The organism is Alloprevotella tannerae ATCC 51259, assembly GCF_000159995.1.
In the GTDB taxonomy this organism is placed as follows: domain Bacteria; phylum Bacteroidota; class Bacteroidia; order Bacteroidales; family Bacteroidaceae; genus Alloprevotella; species Alloprevotella tannerae.
The window spans coordinates 335,072-352,214 of record NZ_GG700642.1; the positions used below are offsets into that span (position 1 = coordinate 335,072).

At 43.4% G+C, this 17,143-nt stretch carries 13 protein-coding genes, 1 tRNA gene and 2 pseudogenes; 4 read left to right on the forward strand and 12 right to left on the reverse strand.

What is annotated here, in order from left to right:
• Position 1: 1 nt before the first annotated feature.
• From murA to tsaB, 3 genes are all read right to left on the reverse strand, one after another.
• Positions 2-1,309, reverse strand: coding sequence for a UDP-N-acetylglucosamine 1-carboxyvinyltransferase (gene murA / locus GCWU000325_RS01385; protein ID WP_006254151.1), 1,308 nt, complete (start codon positions 1,307-1,309; stop codon positions 2-4).
• A 12-nt stretch (positions 1,310-1,321) separates the two neighbouring features.
• A complete protein-coding gene (locus GCWU000325_RS01390; protein ID WP_040598746.1) occupies positions 1,322-1,831 on the reverse strand; it encodes a DUF4290 domain-containing protein in 510 nt (169 codons plus the stop codon).
• A gap of 71 nt (positions 1,832-1,902) precedes the next feature.
• The gene (gene tsaB, locus GCWU000325_RS01395) at positions 1,903-2,592 is read right to left on the reverse strand and encodes a tRNA (adenosine(37)-N6)-threonylcarbamoyltransferase complex dimerization subunit type 1 TsaB (RefSeq protein ID WP_040598748.1); all 690 of its coding nucleotides are present in this window, start codon (positions 2,590-2,592) and stop codon (positions 1,903-1,905) included.
• Between the two features lie 391 nt (positions 2,593-2,983).
• On the opposite strand from tsaB, the gene GCWU000325_RS01400 reads away from it, so the two are divergent.
• From GCWU000325_RS01400 to GCWU000325_RS12315, 3 genes and pseudogenes are all read left to right on the forward strand, one after another.
• Positions 2,984-3,065, forward strand: a tRNA-Leu gene (locus GCWU000325_RS01400).
• A gap of 72 nt (positions 3,066-3,137) precedes the next feature.
• Entirely contained in the window at positions 3,138-3,668 is a 531-nt protein-coding gene (locus GCWU000325_RS01405; protein ID WP_006254154.1) for a DUF1643 domain-containing protein, read from the forward strand.
• A 224-nt stretch (positions 3,669-3,892) separates the two neighbouring features.
• Positions 3,893-3,979 (forward strand): annotated as a pseudogene (locus tag GCWU000325_RS12315) (helix-turn-helix domain-containing protein); the annotation flags it as partial.
• Between the two features lie 19 nt (positions 3,980-3,998).
• Here the strand turns inward: GCWU000325_RS12315 and GCWU000325_RS01410 are convergent.
• The 3 genes from GCWU000325_RS01410 to GCWU000325_RS01420 form a co-directional block, all read right to left on the reverse strand.
• Positions 3,999-4,724 (reverse strand): hypothetical protein, encoded by a 726-nt coding sequence (locus GCWU000325_RS01410; protein WP_006254156.1) that lies wholly within the window; start codon positions 4,722-4,724, stop codon positions 3,999-4,001.
• 1,086 nt (positions 4,725-5,810) lie between these two features.
• Complete coding sequence (locus GCWU000325_RS01415) at positions 5,811-6,623, reverse strand: class I SAM-dependent methyltransferase (protein WP_006254159.1); 813 nt, start codon at positions 6,621-6,623, stop codon at positions 5,811-5,813.
• Positions 6,624-6,660: 37 nt separating this feature from the next.
• Complete coding sequence (locus GCWU000325_RS01420; protein ID WP_006254160.1) at positions 6,661-7,224, reverse strand: methyltransferase family protein; 564 nt, start codon at positions 7,222-7,224, stop codon at positions 6,661-6,663.
• 761 nt (positions 7,225-7,985) lie between these two features.
• Here GCWU000325_RS01420 and GCWU000325_RS01425 point away from each other — a divergent pair.
• The gene (locus GCWU000325_RS01425) at positions 7,986-10,172 is read left to right on the forward strand and encodes a hypothetical protein (RefSeq protein WP_154646547.1); all 2,187 of its coding nucleotides are present in this window, start codon (positions 7,986-7,988) and stop codon (positions 10,170-10,172) included.
• Positions 10,173-10,881: 709 nt separating this feature from the next.
• Here GCWU000325_RS01425 and pflA read toward each other — a convergent pair.
• The 6 genes and pseudogenes from pflA to GCWU000325_RS01460 all read right to left on the reverse strand — a co-directional run bounded on the left by pflA (position 10,882) and on the right by GCWU000325_RS01460 (position 16,793).
• On the reverse strand, positions 10,882-11,664 hold the full coding sequence (gene pflA, locus GCWU000325_RS01430) for a pyruvate formate-lyase-activating protein (protein ID WP_006254162.1): 783 nt from the start codon (positions 11,662-11,664) through the stop codon (positions 10,882-10,884).
• Positions 11,651-13,897, reverse strand: coding sequence for a formate C-acetyltransferase (pflB, locus tag GCWU000325_RS01435; protein WP_006254163.1), 2,247 nt, complete (start codon positions 13,895-13,897; stop codon positions 11,651-11,653). Before pflB ends, pflA begins: the two co-directional genes overlap by 14 nt.
• Before the next feature lie 421 nt (positions 13,898-14,318).
• Entirely contained in the window at positions 14,319-14,513 is a 195-nt protein-coding gene (locus GCWU000325_RS01445; RefSeq protein ID WP_006254165.1) for a hypothetical protein, read from the reverse strand.
• 247 nt (positions 14,514-14,760) lie between these two features.
• Positions 14,761-15,228: pseudogene (locus GCWU000325_RS01450) on the reverse strand (IS1380 family transposase); the annotation flags it as partial.
• A 105-nt stretch (positions 15,229-15,333) separates the two neighbouring features.
• On the reverse strand, positions 15,334-16,269 hold the full coding sequence (locus GCWU000325_RS01455; protein ID WP_006254168.1) for an IS982 family transposase: 936 nt from the start codon (positions 16,267-16,269) through the stop codon (positions 15,334-15,336).
• A 200-nt stretch (positions 16,270-16,469) separates the two neighbouring features.
• Entirely contained in the window at positions 16,470-16,793 is a 324-nt protein-coding gene (locus tag GCWU000325_RS01460; RefSeq protein ID WP_040598751.1) for an RteC domain-containing protein, read from the reverse strand.
• Between the last annotated feature and the right edge of the window lie 350 nt (positions 16,794-17,143).

The window sequence follows — 17,143 nt, forward strand, 5'->3', positions numbered from 1 at the left end:
ACTAATCTATGCGTTTAATCACCGCACCCAATGCGCCAAGACGCTCTTCTATGCGCTCGTAGCCGCGATCGATTTGCTCAATATTGTCGATGATGCTCGTACCTTCAGCGCTCAAGGCGGCAATGAGCAGTGCGATGCCGGCACGAATATCGGGCGACGTCATTCGGCGGGCTTGCAACTTGAGTGCGTGGTTATGCCCAACGACGACGGCGCGGTGGGGATCGCACAAAATAATTTGCGCGCCCATATCAATCAACTTATCGACGAAGAACAATCGGCTTTCAAACATCTTCTGATGAAAGAGCACCGTGCCCTTTGCCTGCGTAGCCACGACAATTAGCACACTGAGCAAGTCAGGCGTCAAACCGGGCCAAGGCGCATCGGCCATCGTCAGAAAAGAGCCATCAATAAACGTCTCAGAAGCATAATGGGGCTGCGCCGGAATAAAGAGATCGTCGCCTTGACGCTCGATGCGGACGCCTAAACGCCGGAAGGTGTCGGGAATAAGTCCTAAATCGTCATACGAAACCTGCTTAATTGTAATGCCATCGCCGGCCAAAGCCGCCATACCTATGAAAGAGCCAATCTCAATCATATCGGGAAGAATGCGATGCTCGGCAGCGTGCAAACATTCGACACCTTCAATCGTCAGCAAGTTGGACGCAATACCCGAAATCTTGGCCCCCATTTTATTGAGGAGCTTGCAGAGTTGCTGAATATAAGGTTCGCAGGCCGCATTATATATTGTAGTCGTCCCTTGGGCCAATACGGCCGCCATAATAATATTGGCTGTGCCCGTAATGCTGGCCTCATCGAGGAGCATATATGTACCTCGCAAGGCTTTGGCCTCAATGGTAAACACGCCGGCCTTTTCGTCGAAAACGAAATCAGCTCCTAAATGACGGAAGCCCAAGAAATGGGTATCCAACCGACGGCGGCCAATTTTATCGCCACCGGGCTTTGCCATCGAAGCTCGACCAAAGCGCGCCAAAAGCGGCCCCATCAACAAAACAGAGCCACGCAACTGTGTACAACGTTGGAGGAATTCTTCGCTATGAAGGTAATTCAAATCAACATGGTCGGCGCAGAAAGTATAATCGCCTGCCCCGTTTTTCGTAACGCTTACCCCCATATCGGCAATAAGGCGAATGAGGTTGTTGACGTCTAATATATCGGGTATGTTAGTCAGGCGCACAGGCTCTGCAGAGAGCAAGGTGGCCGCAATAACTTCGAGCGCCTCATTTTTGGCGCCTTGCGGCTCAATAACACCTTTCAGGCGGTGACCGCCTTCAATAACAAAAGAAGCCATAATCAGAACAGGTTAGATGGTAAGTTGACCGTCAGTATAAGAAGACAAGTCGTGTGCCACCTTATCGTCAGTAGCGTTGTCGCTCTTCCAAGAAGCCAAGTTGCGCTTCATTCGGTTAGCCACTAAAAGCAAAGTCTGATCACGCACGGTGCCGGCCGGCATATCGCGCAACTTGGCTATGGCGCGCTCAACCAAGCGCCCATAATGGCGATAACGGATTCGCCCTTGCGGATAACTCAAACGCTGCGGCTGCATACTGGGCTCGAAGCGGCGAATCTCCACGGGAAAGTCTATATCTAATTGATAATTGGTCAAATAAGCCAAATGATCCCAAATCTTATGTGCGACGTCTTGCGCGCGTTGTCCCTTAGGGATCATTCTTTCCATAATAAAAGCGAGACGTTCTGCGTAAGCCTGACGCGCTGCGCGGTCTTGAATGGTCACTACATACTCGGCCATTCGCTGCACAAGGCGGCCATATTCCGGCAGTTTCAGTTTTCCTTCGTTCGTATTGTAATGCATAAATGCGGGATATTTCTTTTGTTCGACAAGAACAGACACGGCGACGCCGGCTGCTCAATATAATATAAGGCCTACAACAGATTCTTAGGCTTTTGTGCCACAAACTGCTTTAGATAGAAAGGCTCAAAATAGGCTACATCTTCATAGCTTTCTGTTGCCACCGCCTTCTCGGCCAGCGGAAACATATATTTGGCCAGCGGTACTATGCCTTCAATAAAGCGAGCGTTGGGATGGGTGATGACGCCTTTGCATTTCTCTGCGCCGTTGCCAAAGAAATAGACGGGGTGCTCATTCAGATGGGCAGCAAAGGAAGCGGGCGTGATGATTTGCGCACTCGTCGGCTCAATCGTTCGCAGGGCGCGATCATAAAGACAGCAATAAACTTCCATTCGCCGCGCATCAATCATCGGACACAAAAGGGCATCGTCTTCCAACTCGTGACGGAGCAAGATAGGGACGGAAAGCAAGGCTAATGTCGACACCGAGATCAGTCGCAAGTCGCGAGCATAGCAAACTCCTTTAGCCGTCGATACGCCAATACGCAAACCGGTATAAGACCCTGGCCCTTTGCTCACAGCAACAGCGTCAATCGGAATGGCATGGCTGTCAGCAAAACTAATCGCATCGCTAACAAAAGGGGCCAATATGCGGGCGTGTTCTGGGCCTTCCCTGTTTTCGTCCAAATAGATACAGACGCCATCTTGGGAAAGAGCAACAGAACAAACATCGGTCGAGGTTTCAATATGTAGAATGCAAGACATTGCGCTTAACTTCTTTATATAATGGTGCAAAGATAGGGAAATAAAATGAATTTCCTTGCGACAACATCCCTCCGTCCCTATCATAACAAGAGAAAGAGCGACAGCTTGCTCGCTCTACTTTCGAAAGGACACTCACCATCTAAAAATGAAAATCACATTCGCCTACTCCTTATTCACGACATATACTATATGAAGTATTATATTACTAAACGGCAAAAATGAGGACGCAGCAAACGAAATAGTAATCAATCTACGAACAGAAAAGACAACACTTCTCAGAAACTTACATTAGGATAGACAACTAAGAACAAAAATGCCCTCTACTAAAAAAAGTCCCTTATTCCTTTGGTTAAATCCAAAACTCGCCGTATATTTGCACCCGCTAACGTAAGCCCAGATGGCGGAATCGGTAGACGCGCTGGTCTCAAACACCAGTGGAGCAATCCATCCCGGTTCGACCCCGGGTCTGGGTACTACAAATCCCCTTGTAAGCATATTAGTTTGCAAGGGGTTTTCTTTTTATAAATCATCAAAGTGCACTATTTATGAAATACGAAGAAGGTAAAATGAGCATGTGCCCCGAAGAGTATAATGAGCAGTTCCGATTTTGGTTGAAGAAAGAAGGAAAGAAACCCCTCATCGTTATTGGGGCGAATCCAAGCACAGCAACGGATGAAGATCCTGATCCCACGGTAAGAAAGGTAATGGAGTATGCAGAACTTAATGGTTTTGATAGCTTTATTATGTTAAATGTTTATCCACAGCGTACCCCATACCCAGAGTGTTTGAATGAAGAATGTGATATGACATATCATCAAGAGAATGTCAAAGCTATTCGGCAGATTGTTTCTACTGTAACGAATCCCATCATACTTGTTGCCTTTGGAGATATCATAACGAGACGACCATATCTGCGAGCGTGTTTTCGTGATATCGTGGAAAGTTGTTTGCCTTTTAATCCACAATGGAAACGAATAGGAGATTTAACCCAAAAGAGGAATCCAAGACATCCCGGAGAGCATGATACATACAAGGAACTGAAAGATTTTAACGTCCTTGCTTATCTCTGTGATTAGCATTTAGCCTCCATATAGTTCCATTCGCAGATAAATGAACTCCAAAAGGAAGGGGAATAAAATCATCCACAAATTGATCAAACAACTGAAAAAAGGTTGAGCATAGGTTGATACCTCAAACATTGCTCAACGCCATCTACTTTTATCGTTTCTAATTTTGCCCTCGTTAACAAATAATTAGCGAAGGTGCACCTTCATATTGTTTAATTCAAAATGTTTTCAATATGAACAAGACATTAGAAACTCGAGTTGAAGAACTCGAACAAATGGTATTCATTAATAAAAATGTACTTAGCTTCGAGGAAACAAGTTCTTGACAGCGTATCATCATCACTTTACACTCCTCTTACCCACATCCCATTTAAACTTAAAATCAACACCGTTGATTGGGATAACAACCATCATTGCCTGTCCTTTTTGCTTCTTTATATTCATATACCCAACAATTCCCTCTCCGCTATGAATTGTGGTTTTCTTCAAGTATCCCTCTTCGCGCACCTTCCTGTCATTTTCCATCTGCTTCCCCATAATCATTAGTTGGGTGATTGATGCGATTTGTGCCACATTTACAGCACTATAATTATAAGTAGTAACAGGTTGTGTATAGGCATAATTTCCAACTTCACACGTCGTATACCTCGCTTGAGAACCTGCCAATCCTGTAGTTATTCCATTAGCAAGCCCTTGTAAGGCCATCGCCCACATTTGAACTTTCTTCATCTTTTTCAGAAACATCTCATTAGTATAAACTTTTAGTATCACAGTGTCGCCATTATTCTTATACAATTCAGCAGAAACATCCGCCGGATCAAATGTATAAGCCGCATTAGTCATATTTTTAATAATGATTCCCATTTGATAATAAGATCCATAGTCGTTTTTTGTCATTTGATTGTTTACACCAACTATAAAACCATCTTTTACTACATAGCTCCATTCACGTCCATTTCTGAACTCCGTAAAGAATATTGAATCGTTTTCTGGACAAACGATAATCTGTCCATTAGCAACAAAACTTTGTAATCCAATTAGCAACAGCAGCAATCTTTTGATCATTTGTAAAGAAATTAATAAGTTTACATAAAAAGGAGCAAGTAAAAATCATCGCACTTTCAAAGAAATACAACACAAAGGTAATTAATGTATCTTAAAATCGCACCTTCCTAAACGAGATTTTCAACACAAACATACGATAAAGCAGCATTGTATCAGGCAACATTACAATCAATCAGAAAAAAATATTTGCATCACATCACCCACGATATACCTGCTTAGAAATTTTATAGCAAAGAAATACGGCGTGATTTTCCAAAACTTAAAAAGACATTTTCGGGAGCAATAAGAAAGATCTGCCATAAAACCACAAAGAACAACTCACTACCACAGCTCTTATAGCATATTAATTTTAATTGATTATAGCAAGCTCAAACCATCATAGAAATTCGTTCAAACTTCGATAGATAGCTAATTGCCTTTCCATAGGTAGAATTTAATAAAGATTATAAACGTGTTCTTATATTGGACTCGCTTTTCCTACTTTGGCTATACTCTATTTCTACGCATTAGCTGAATCTGTAGAGCCCTCTGCTATAGTCTTCCCGTAATGATAGGCCGCCTTTTCTACAGATTCTTGTGAAAGGAAGTTTTAACCTTCCATTTATGACAAAGGAGGTTCGAGTTTATCGTATAACAAGGCTTGGACTTGAGGAAGGTCAAGCCTTTATAACATAGGGATGTGAAAAAGTTGTTATGTCTCAAAACGAAAGGGCGACCCAATATCATAATGAGCATCAGTCATAGTTTGTTGTCACCGATATTGGGGGCATCCTCTCGAACTCCCAAGCTACAGCAAAGAACTTAGACGTTTGCAAACATCTCTTTCACTGTCAGTCTTCATTCGCAGAAGGGCTAAGGACAAGGACCAAACAGCCTATTCGAAGAGGACATCAACAAGACCTTCACTTGGCACTTTCCTCCTTTTGTGCCCTTTGTATCATCCAGCCTTCTTGATGTAACAGAATACCATTGACTCCTTGAATCATAGTAAGGTTTTCTTCGTTTATAAAATTCGTCACGCTCATAGTTCTATTTTTATATGATTGATTGTTTACTATTCCCTATTCGGCTTTTGTAGATGTTCTGCTAAGTAATACGCAGCTTTACCACACGCTGGTTATAACGACGGAAGAAGTAAGGTATTTTATAAAGCATTCTGAAAATGAAAGGGAAACGCCCATGATCATATTTACTCATATAAAGTTCTTTTTCGAGCTGTATTCGGGGATTCCACGTTTCCATCTCTTTTGTATCTAACAGCGACCATTTGAACTCTACGCTTTTACTTACCTTTCGTAGCGAATCATGCTGCCGAGAACGTCCAACTAAGGAGAAGGCGAGCATATCGAATAATATGGTAGCATTATCAAAGCGGGCACACAGTTCTTGGAAGAATGCTTTTATCTGTTCCGATTCGAAATACATCAACACGCCTTCAATAATAAGAAGCACCGGCTTGCCGTGGGATTTCACTATGTCTATCCAACCATAGTCGAACATAGAGGAGGATATATAGGTATTCCGTTCACTTTCAGACAACAGTTGGCGGCGCAATTTGATGGCTTCCTCAAGATCCAAGTCGTACCAATGCGTCACGAGTGGACACTGTAGCCGTTCGTAACGTGCATCTATGCCGGCGCCCAACTGAACAACCACCGCATCAGGATGTTTGTTGAGAAAGTCCTTGGCTTCTGCATCAATCAGACCAGCCCTGACACAACAGCCTGCTTGTGAGAATTTCGCTTTGCTGAACTTGGAAAAGTCATATTCTATTTTATCTATGATCTCTACCGCCTTTTCATCGTGCAGCAGAGCATCCGCACGCTTAGTCTCTTCTGCCTTCGCCCATAGCGTTATCAGCATAGTTTCAGGCACGTCTGTAAGTTTGTTTTCTATCATATCTCTATTTTTATTGTCAATGTGAAAGGGAAGCCTTTTAAAAGAAAAGGAAATACCGTGGCGTTTGCGTTTTGTATTCCAAATACTCCTTACCATAAGTTTCCGTACAGTAGCGTTCCTCTCCTAAAATAATGAAATGCGTGGCTGCGATGAACGGAATGAGAACAATAAGCATCCATAGTGAAGCGGAAGCAATACAAGCGCCGAGCATACCTGCGAAAAAGAAAAAGTACATAGGGTTTCGAGACCATCGGTATATGCCGTTCTTGATGGGCTTGTTGGCCGGCGCTGCTGCATAACTGTGAAAAGCCGCGATAAAGGCTGCCAATGAAAGGATGAATATAACCAAGCCGATGATAAACCACATCGTGCCAAACTTCAGAGGCACAAAGATGGAAAGTATCAACAGTAGGATTTGTAAAACCGTACTCACCAGACCATTTAGCTTATCTTTTGCAGTGTACCATGACGTATCTACCGCACGCCTCCCGCCCTCTCTGAATATCGCCATATAGATAAATTGTATCAGTACCATTCCAAAGGAAGGAATCCAGGCGTTGAGCCAGCCGGCTTGCAATGTTGTGAAAAAAGAAAGATCCATAGTTGACAAGTTTATATTCGCATTATTACCGAGGAGTTACGGCTGGGTCTTAAAAATGTAGTTTCAGAGAGAATGCAAAGGGAAAGCACACTTATCCTCTCTGATAAGCAAAGGTACGGAAGGCGAAATGAGTACACAATCCCTAAAAATAGTGATTTTACACAAGTAAGCTTTAGCACTTTGTACAATCTTCCCTGTTTTCAACACCACTTTTGCAAAGTATCTTCTGAAGTATATTTCAGAACACCTCCGAAAGAAAGAGAAGATTATTCTCTTTAACGCCCATAAAATACCAAACACACTCCCCCATTGTATAATAAACCCAATTTGGTTTAAGCTTTATGGAGCTAACAGCGAATATGATGATGCCGAGACATTAGTTCTTGGAAAAATAGAAAAGCTATTTTCATCCTTTAAGGACTTTACCGCGTAAGGCTCTTAAACTTATCCCGCCCTAATCAAGGCGGGTTTTTCTATTTCCTTTTCTCCGTCTTTGATGAGTGTGTTCTTATCTTTTCGTTTTACCCTGCTACTATGAATCATCTTTATTGGGCTATGTCAATTAAAGTGGGGCAACTATATTTTAATGGTTGCACATCAACAAAATTCCAGGCTTGTAAATAAAATGATACGAGATGGATAAGGAGGACGAAATAAAATATATTCAACTAGTAAATTGTTTGTATGTTTATGTATATTTGCCATAACATATTTGATCATGCCGAAGAAAACGTTTTACCTAAATTAATATCGTTACTAATATGAGAAGAAAATCATTATTACTGTGCTTAATGTTTATGAGCATCTTGGGAATGACGGCTCATTCCAATGTTGACAACACGGTTCCACACCGTAAGGTTTACGGATTCTTTTTACGCGGGAATTCATTGGGAGGTTATGGATTCGGCGACTTATATCTAGATAATCTCCAAGCCTGTTCAGTGACCTATCCTTATAAGCAACCCCTTGGCGTATATGCCGGGGCTTGTGCCAATGGAGTCTATTATGCTTGTGAGTACACTTATAATTCTTATGGACCACCCACTGCAGGCGATTTTATCTCCTACGATCTTTCCACGGGAGAAAAGAAAGTCATTGGAAAATATGCAGCCGACAACAATCAACTCAGAATCCAGGATATGACCTACGATTATTCGTCAGGCACAATGTATGCTGTGGGCTTCGAAAGTGGAAATTCTATGCTTTATACATTTAATCTTGAAACCGGCGCACGTACTCCGGTTGCCACGTTGGCACAAAAAGGCGTAGGCACACTGGCGGCCGATTTGTCGGGCAATCTGTATACCATAGGGCAAGGCGGTACGCTTATGAAGATTAACAAGGAGACGGGTGAAGTGGAGGCGTTATGTGAAACCGAATATCAGGGAATGCTCTCTCACCAGACAATGGAGTTCGATAATACTACCGGAATGCTTTATTGGGCATCTTGCACAAACTCCAAAGACGGTGGTAAGAATTCGTATATGATAAGGTTTAATTTGAAGACTTCGCCCGTAGAGGTAACGGAATTAGGAATGATTGGAGACCAATGCAATCTCTTAGCCATGTATATACCTTTTGTCAAGGCTGGGGAAGATGCGCCGGCATCACTTGCCGATATAACGATAAAGCCTGCCGATAATGGAATGAATAAGGCTGTTATAACCTGGGTAAACCCAACGAAGACTTTTGGAGGCAAAGATCTTTCAGACATTAAATCTATATCTGTAATGCGAGACGGCAAACTTATTGCCACGCTTCCTACAAGCGAAATAGGCGGTAGTATGTCTTATGAGGATGCTTCTGTGCCCAATAGCGGAGAGTTTAGATATACGCTATATGCAACGAATAGTGTAGGAGATGGGGAGCAATCCAATAAAAGGGTTTATATAGGTTTTGATGCTCCCGCTAAGCCTAACGATATTGCTGTGCAGATTAGTGAAGGATGCAAGTCGGCTGTAGTTCAATGGGCAAAGCCTCAAGGGGGATTTCACGGTGGTTATTTCACTGATGAAGGACTCACCTACAAAGTTATCCGCTTCCCGGACAGCGTTGTTGTTGGCCAAGAACTGACCGAGACCTCTTTCACCGATCAGTCTATCACTTCTTTAGGACGATACTATTACAAGGTATATGCTTGCAATCCTTATGGAGAAACGGGTGCATATACACAAGCGAGTTATGTGCTTGGTTCAGCCGTTGATGCGCCGATACTTGAAGAATTTAATAATGAAGAGGAATATTTTGGTAGGTGGACTACTGTTGACGGCAACGACGACAACTATAGTTGGGTTTACAACTCTCCTTATGGCGCCTATCAGTTTGGCGATGATATCTCGGCAGCAGAGTATATCGTTAATCCGGGTGTTGCTAATTCGGGAAAAGACGCAGATGAATGGATTATTACGCCGCCCATCAATTTTGAAAAGAGCAAGACTTATGTGGTAAAACTCAAGATGCGTGCTATATCTGATGAAAAGATTGTGGTTACCCTTGGTTCCAATAACGCGACAGACAAGCAGCAGGCTGTAGATACAATAGTGGTGAAGAATAAAGGTGAGGAAGAGCTCCCTATTCCTATGTCCGAGTACGAAGTGAAGTTACCCGTTAATACGGATGGCGTCAATTGTGTTGGCGTTCATCTCATTTCTCAATATCCACAGTCAAATGTGTCACACCTGCAAATTGGAATGATTTCTATTGAGGAGGGCAACGCCACAAGTATAACGGAAATCTGCAACGATCAAACCATAGCGTTCTGCGGAAGATCCATTGATTTAGGCACTGATAAGGCTGAAGCTTCACTATATGCTCTTGCCGGATACAAAGTGGCAGAGAGCAGAGGTCGCAAGATAAGCCTTGCTGCTGTTCCTTCGGGCATTTATATCCTGAAAGTGAAGCGAGAAGGAAAGCTCTCTACCATAAAGATACACGTCAAGGGAGCATAAGCAATCTGTTGATATTAAAATAAGGCTCGTAGAGGAGTGAGAATATTACGTCCATTCTTCTGTGAGCCTTATTTGCTTTAATTTTTTGTAATGTAAAATGCTCTCACACTAAACTCACGGGAGTAAAGTTCGTGAGAGAGAGAAGCGCGATCTTGCTGAAAGAAAGTGTCTCATAAAATGAGGAAACGTAATTTATTCCAGACCCTGATGACAGCATTCCCAAAATAAATGCCGACTTGTGACTGTGTAAGCTTCATAGTTACTTTCTTTTTTCTTCAATTACAAAGATAAGAACAAGCGAGGCTTACACACTTTGGGGGGACATTACCGTAAAACTTATCTGAGCTTAGCTTTTCGGACATCGATAGGGGCATATTTAGTGTCTCTACGTGTGGAGACGATCGTATCAACGAGTAGAGACGCTGGTCTCAGCGTGTAGAGACAGTTGTATCAACGTGTTGAAACTCCATTTTGTAACTTTGAAAATGAATCAGCAATACTGTGTTGGCTGATACTAAAAGATGGAAAGTAAAGAGGGAATGCTTTAGACTTACACACGTTTGTAGGTCAGTATCATCAAAGTCATTTAGACATCGGCTTCTAAATAACGTGTTATCCGCAAGGTGTTGTTTTGCAAAAAAGCGCAATGGATAATTTGGGCTGCTTAGCCTTACAAATTATCCATTACGCCTCAAAATAAAAGAACTTCTTACGCAGTTAATATCTTGCGTGCGTGAAGCAGACTTTCTTCCGTAGGTGGTTTAACGTCTGTAAGTGCGTAGGGCATTTCTAATTGCTCCCATTTATAGACGCCTAAGGCGTGATAAGGTAGCACTTCTACACGTTCAACATTGCTTAATGTATCAATAAAAGCACGAAGTCCGTATAGTGCCTCGTCATTATCATTGATGCCCGGCACTAATACGTGTCTTATCCATACCGGCTTGCCGATCTCAGAGAGATAACGGGCGCAGTCGAGGATATTCTCGTTGCCCCAACCCGTCAGTTGCTTATGGGCTTTGCTATCAATATGCTTGATATCCAACAGAAGCAAGTCGGTATACTTCATTAACTCTTCAAAAGCTGAGAAAGCGGCCGCCTCCCTACTGAAAGGTTGAGCGGAAGTATCCAGACAAGTATTGATGCCTAAGTCCTTGGCTTTGCGAAACAGTTCGGTAAGTGCAGGCATCTGTAGCAATGCTTCACCACCGCTCACCGTGATGCCACCTTGCTCTCCCCAGTAACTTTGAAAACGTTGCGCCTGAGCTAAGACCTCATCAACAGAGCGTAGTTGCCCGCCCGCTCTGCTCCACGTATCCGGATTATGACAATACTGACACCGCATCGCGCATCCTTTAAGAAAGATCACGAAACGTATTCCAGGCCCATCCACCGAACCGAAAGATTCGATGGAATGGACCTGAAGCATACTGTCAGTAGTTTGTAATTTGGAATTGTCTGTTTGATGAATATCCACGTTACATAGAACCATGTGAGCGACGTGCAATAACATCCAACTGCTGTTCGCGTGTAAGGTCGATGAACTTCACCGCATAGCCGCTCACACGGATCGTGAAGTTAGCATACTCTTCCTTCTCGGGGTGTTCCATACAGTCGATCAGCTTATCTACGCCAAAGACATTCACGTTCAAATGGTGTGCGCCACGATTGAAGTAACCATCCATCACGCCTACGAGCGTATTGATGCGTTCCTCATCATTGTGACCGAGTGCATCCGGGCTGATTGTTTGCGTGTTGGAAATGCCGTCAAGCGCATATTCATAAGGAATCTTCGCCGTTGAGTTCAACGATGCCAGCAAACCATTCTGCTCTGCTCCGTAAGATGGGTTTGCACCCGGAGCGAGCGGCGCGCCGGAAGCACGACCGTCGGGCGTATTACCCGTATTCTTGCCATATACCACGTTAGAAGTGATGGTAAGAATACTTGTCGTCGGCTCAGATTTACGATAAGTATGGTGCTTGCGAATCATACTCATGAAAGTCTTTAACAGCCATACAGCGATTTCATCGGCGCGGTCATCATCATTACCATAGCGCGGGAAGTCGCCTTCTGTCTTATACTCTACCGGGAAGCCGCTCTCGTCACGGATAATATTGACTTTAGCATACTTAATAGCCGAGATAGAGTCAACTACGTGACTGAAGCCTGCAATACCCGTTGCGAAAGTGCGACGCACATCGGTGTCGATCAGTGCAAGTTCGGCAGCCTCATAGAAGTACTTATCGTGCATATAATGGATAAGATTCAGCGTGTTTACATAAACCCCCGTTAACCATTCCATCATATTTTTGAAGCGCGGCATAAACTCGTCATAAGTTACCACGTCGCCTTCGATCGGACGATAAGCCGGACCGCATTGCTCACGCGTCTTAGCATCTACACCGCCACTGATCGCATAGTTCACACACTTTGCGAGGTTGGCACGAGCACCGAAGAACTGCATCTCCTTACCGGTCTGTGTAGCCGATACGCAGCAGCAGATCGAATAATCATCGCCCCAAATAGGACGCATCACGTCGTCATTCTCATATTGTATTGAGCTTGTCGCGATAGAAATCTTTGCCGCATAGTCCTTGAAGGTCTTGGGCAAGCGTGAGCTATACAAGACGGTGAGGTTGGGCTCAGGCGACGGCCCCATATTCTCCAGCGTGTGGAGGAAGCGGAAGTCGGTCTTCGTTACCATTGAACGGCCGTCCATACCTAATCCGGCCACTTCGAGCGTAGCCCATACAGGGTCGCCCGAGAAGAGCTGGTTGTAAGATGGGATGCGGGCAAACTTCACCATACGGAACTTCATCACCAAGTGGTCAATGAGTTCTTGCGCTTCTTTCTCCGTAAGCGTTCCTTCTTTGAAGTCACGCTGAATATAGATGTCGAGGAAAGTAGAAATACGACCTACCGACATCGCCGCGCCGTTTTGCGTTTTGATCGCTGCCAAGTAGCCGAAGTAAAGCCACTGCACAGCTTCGTGCGCATTGTTGGCCGGTTCAGAAATGTCGTAACCATAGATGGCCGCCATCTCTTTCATCTCTTTCAAGGCCTTGATCTGCATAGAGATCTCTTCGCGCAAGCGGATTACTTCTTCCGTCATCGTTCCGTCGCCGCAATTGCGCAGATCCTTCGCTTTCTCGTTAATCAAGAAATCAACACCATACAGCGCCACGCGACGATAGTCGCCGACGATACGCCCACGTCCATACGTATCAGGAAGACCTGTAAGGATATGGTTGTGTCTGACGAGCTTCATCTCGTCCGTATAAGCATCGAATACGCCATCATTGTGCGTCTTGCAATACTTCGTAAATATTTCGTGAAGCTTTGCAGAAGGCTCATAGCCATAAGTTGTGCAAGCCTGTTCCGCCATCTTTATACCGCCGTAGGGCATAAAGGCGCGCTTCAAAGGCTTATCCGTTTGCAAACCGACAATCTTCTCCTGCTCCTTAGTTCCCTCTCCGATATAGGCAGGACCATAGGCCGTCATACTGGAAACGATTTCCGTTTCCATATCCAATACGCCACCTTTCGCACGCTCCTGCTTTTGCAGTTCTTTGAGCATACCCCAAAGTTTGTCCGTTGCTTCAGTTGGAGCTTCGAGGAATGAAGCGTCACCCTCATAAGTGGTGTAGTTGTCTTGAATAAACTGGCGCAAGTTGACCTCATCGACCCACTTTGTGCCGGTAAATCCTCTCCATGCTTTTTTCATACTATTTGATTGTTATTATGTAAAATGCTGCGTTAAAATGCTTGTACGTACGCTTACTGCCAAAGCACTCCTAATCACAGCGAGCAAAGTTAGGTATAAAAAGGGTAAAACCAAGAGCTTGGTTAAATTTATGTTTATATGTAGCGCAAAAAATCAAGATTTGAAAAGTTCAGAAGCGGAGAACTTCTGTGAGTGGATGGTGAGCGATCAAGAGTAGCTTATCGAATGCAGGAGCAATGAACAAGTTTTCATCTTCCTCCAATCGCGCCCTCGAAGCCCTGCGCTCCGATAGTTTGTCAGACAAGCTGTTTCTTCTCTTTACTCACGCCTCTTCGCCTTGAAGCTTCATGGCAATCCAGCCTTCATCGATGTTTTCACACTCCTTTACCTGCATACGAGGATCCGCTTCGCAAGCCTCGCATTATTCAACATAGCTTTCCAAAGGGTATCGAATGGAGAGCGCCTCGTCATTCGCATCAAAGTATAAGAATGAAATCGAACCTTGTTCAGATATTTCCTTGTCCGAAGGATGTATTTCGCCGAAGTATATTTCAAAATTCTTCTCTGCCATTTCCGGATGAAGCTCGTGCTTTGAGATCTCTACAAAACTCTTCATTTAATTAGCCCATATCAAATACTTTTTTGTACCTTTATGGCATGAAACAAAGGATATCCTCTCCAAGTTTTGCTGATTCCTCAATTCCGCAGCATTATTCCTTGTAAGATAATTTTATACATTGAGATGAGTTTTTGGAGCTTTATACATTGATACGAGTTTTTTGGGGAGAGAGAGTTCTTGCATAGTCATGAAATCCCCCACCCAAACCAATGGGGAAGTATGAAAAACCACAAAGAAATGATGTTTATTCAAGGAAGACCTCAGCGTAGTAGGTTTTATTTGTATATAGGTTCAGAACGTTCTGCCTTCCCGTTCTTACCCATTTTGCTGGTACGCTGACAAAATGTAGGATAAAGGCTTTCAGCCTGCTTGTCTTTTTCAATGGCTTGACCTTCTCGCTGATATGACGGACGAGGTAGAGATAGAAGTTCTTCAGCATGGCGGTAACCATCATGAAAACCATGTTCTCAGCCATAAAGGAAAAGGGCAGATGCGACCATCCGAAGTCATTGTTCTGTATGTCGAAGTTCTTTTCGCTTGCTCCACGCTCATTGTAGAATGTAATGATGTCCTTCTCGGTAGATGTCCGGTTATTGGTAAGGATACAGCGGTATGTGTATATCACTCCGAACATATCCATCTGTTCCCTACCGTGCTTGTCTTTCAAGGGACTACGCTGTACGACAAGCCTGTATGACTTTCCTTCTATTAACCCCAATTCGGTTTAAGGCCCCCTCCTTTTTACTCAGATTATAGTCCACAACGATTCTTTCGACCTTGTTTTAGGCCGAAGATTTATTGTTTCACGCAAGTAAATTTAGAAAAGTGTGAGCTGTTTCACTTCTGTTTCTCCCTCCATCTCAAACTCCATATTGATAGAGGGTTTTGTATCGTAGAAAGCATAAGCCGCCATTCCTGCCAAAAGGTTGACAATAAAGTTTGAGATACTTCTGTGGCGGGTATGAACAATCTGTGCCACGTTCTTGAGCATATCGTTAATGGTTTCGATAATGCTTCTTTTGCGGAGCATGATTTTGTCGTGCACATCCATTAAGCGGTTCTTCATATTAGTGCGTATTCCCGTGACGATGTGAACTCCCCTATCGAAGAGTGAAGCAAAAAGAGATTGTGAAATGTATCCCTTGTCCGCATAGAGCTTTCCGAATAAATCCTTAGTTAAGTTATTAAATACCTCCGGGTTACGATCGTCCACATTGGCTTTGGTAAGTGCAAAGTTGAGTAATTCCCCTCGTTCATTACACAGCAGATGCAGCTTAAAACCATAGTACCATCCCATCGTGCTTTTCCCTTTATGAGCATAGCCCTTGAAGACACGATTAGAATACTCACGCTTGTTTTCACACACGGGAATACGCGTTGAATCGATAAAAGTAATCCCTGTACATTCTCCCATCAGAGCTAATTTAAGGAAGAGCAAAAGGGGGATCGTCACTCGTGGCATACGTTCCACAAAGCGGGTATACGAAAGAAGGTTAGGGAACTCTTCTTTAAGTTCTCGACAGACGTAGAAGAGATAGAAATGTTTGAAATTGCGAAATGTATTGCTGTGGAACAAGACAAGAATGGTAATCATTTCTGCATCGCTCATTCTTCCCTTTCTATTGCGAGTTTTAGGGGTGTTTGGAGAGGGGGTTGAAAGCGAAAGTGCTTTTTTGTTCAATTCTAACTCATATTCTTTGCAGAAATCATCTGCAATACAATAAATTTCCGTAACTTTGCTGACAAGTTTCATAGAGGATTGTTTTTTGTTATCTGTTTGGTTATCAACAACAAATATACGAAAAATAATCCTCTTTTTGGGCTTTTATTGAAACTATTTTAAGACAAAAATAAGCCTTGCTTATCCCGAATTGGGGTTATTACCATTCCGTAATGAAAAAAATCAGGCCTCCCTCAAATAAAAGGGAAGCCTGATTAACCTTTTGATGGCGATTATCGCTTCTTGAACTTGCCCCCTTTCAGGTCGCTCTCCACCATACGCTTATTGAGTTTCTCTCGGAGTTCGTCAAGGAAATAGGTGCGGCTGTCATCTTTGCGATGCTTCATATTCATATATACGTTGTAGCAGTTCTTTATCTCCACCCCGAAGATTTCAGAGAGAGCATCTGCCAACTCCTCAACACCGATTTCTCCGTTGTTGATACAATCACAGGTGTCGAGAGCGTAAAGGAGTTCTACCAAGTCTGTTGCTTTGCCCGTCCAACAGAGATTGCAAGCCACTTTTTGTGGAGCAGGGAGCAACCCTTGCAACCTCATATCCAGCAATTTTAGTTCCGTGTCAATGACAAAGAGTAGTTCTGACACATTTTTCCCCCATTTCGACTGTTAAGGCAGGACTCGCATGGATAATCTGCAATTGAAATCGAGTGTAATGCAAGGTTCGAAATAATGCCTCCAATTTTTTCTCTGTCTCTACAAGCTTTAAGATTTCTCTAATTAAGCAAGCAGTAGCTTTCGTTGTATTTTCAGAGAGTAGCATTTTAAAAGAGTTCTTTTTTACGAGTCTTTTCATATTCCTAATCTATGAATGGTTTTACTATTCTTCTGAAAGAGTAAATACATCTGAATAACATTGAATAGTCAAAACAGATGATAGAGCAAGAGAT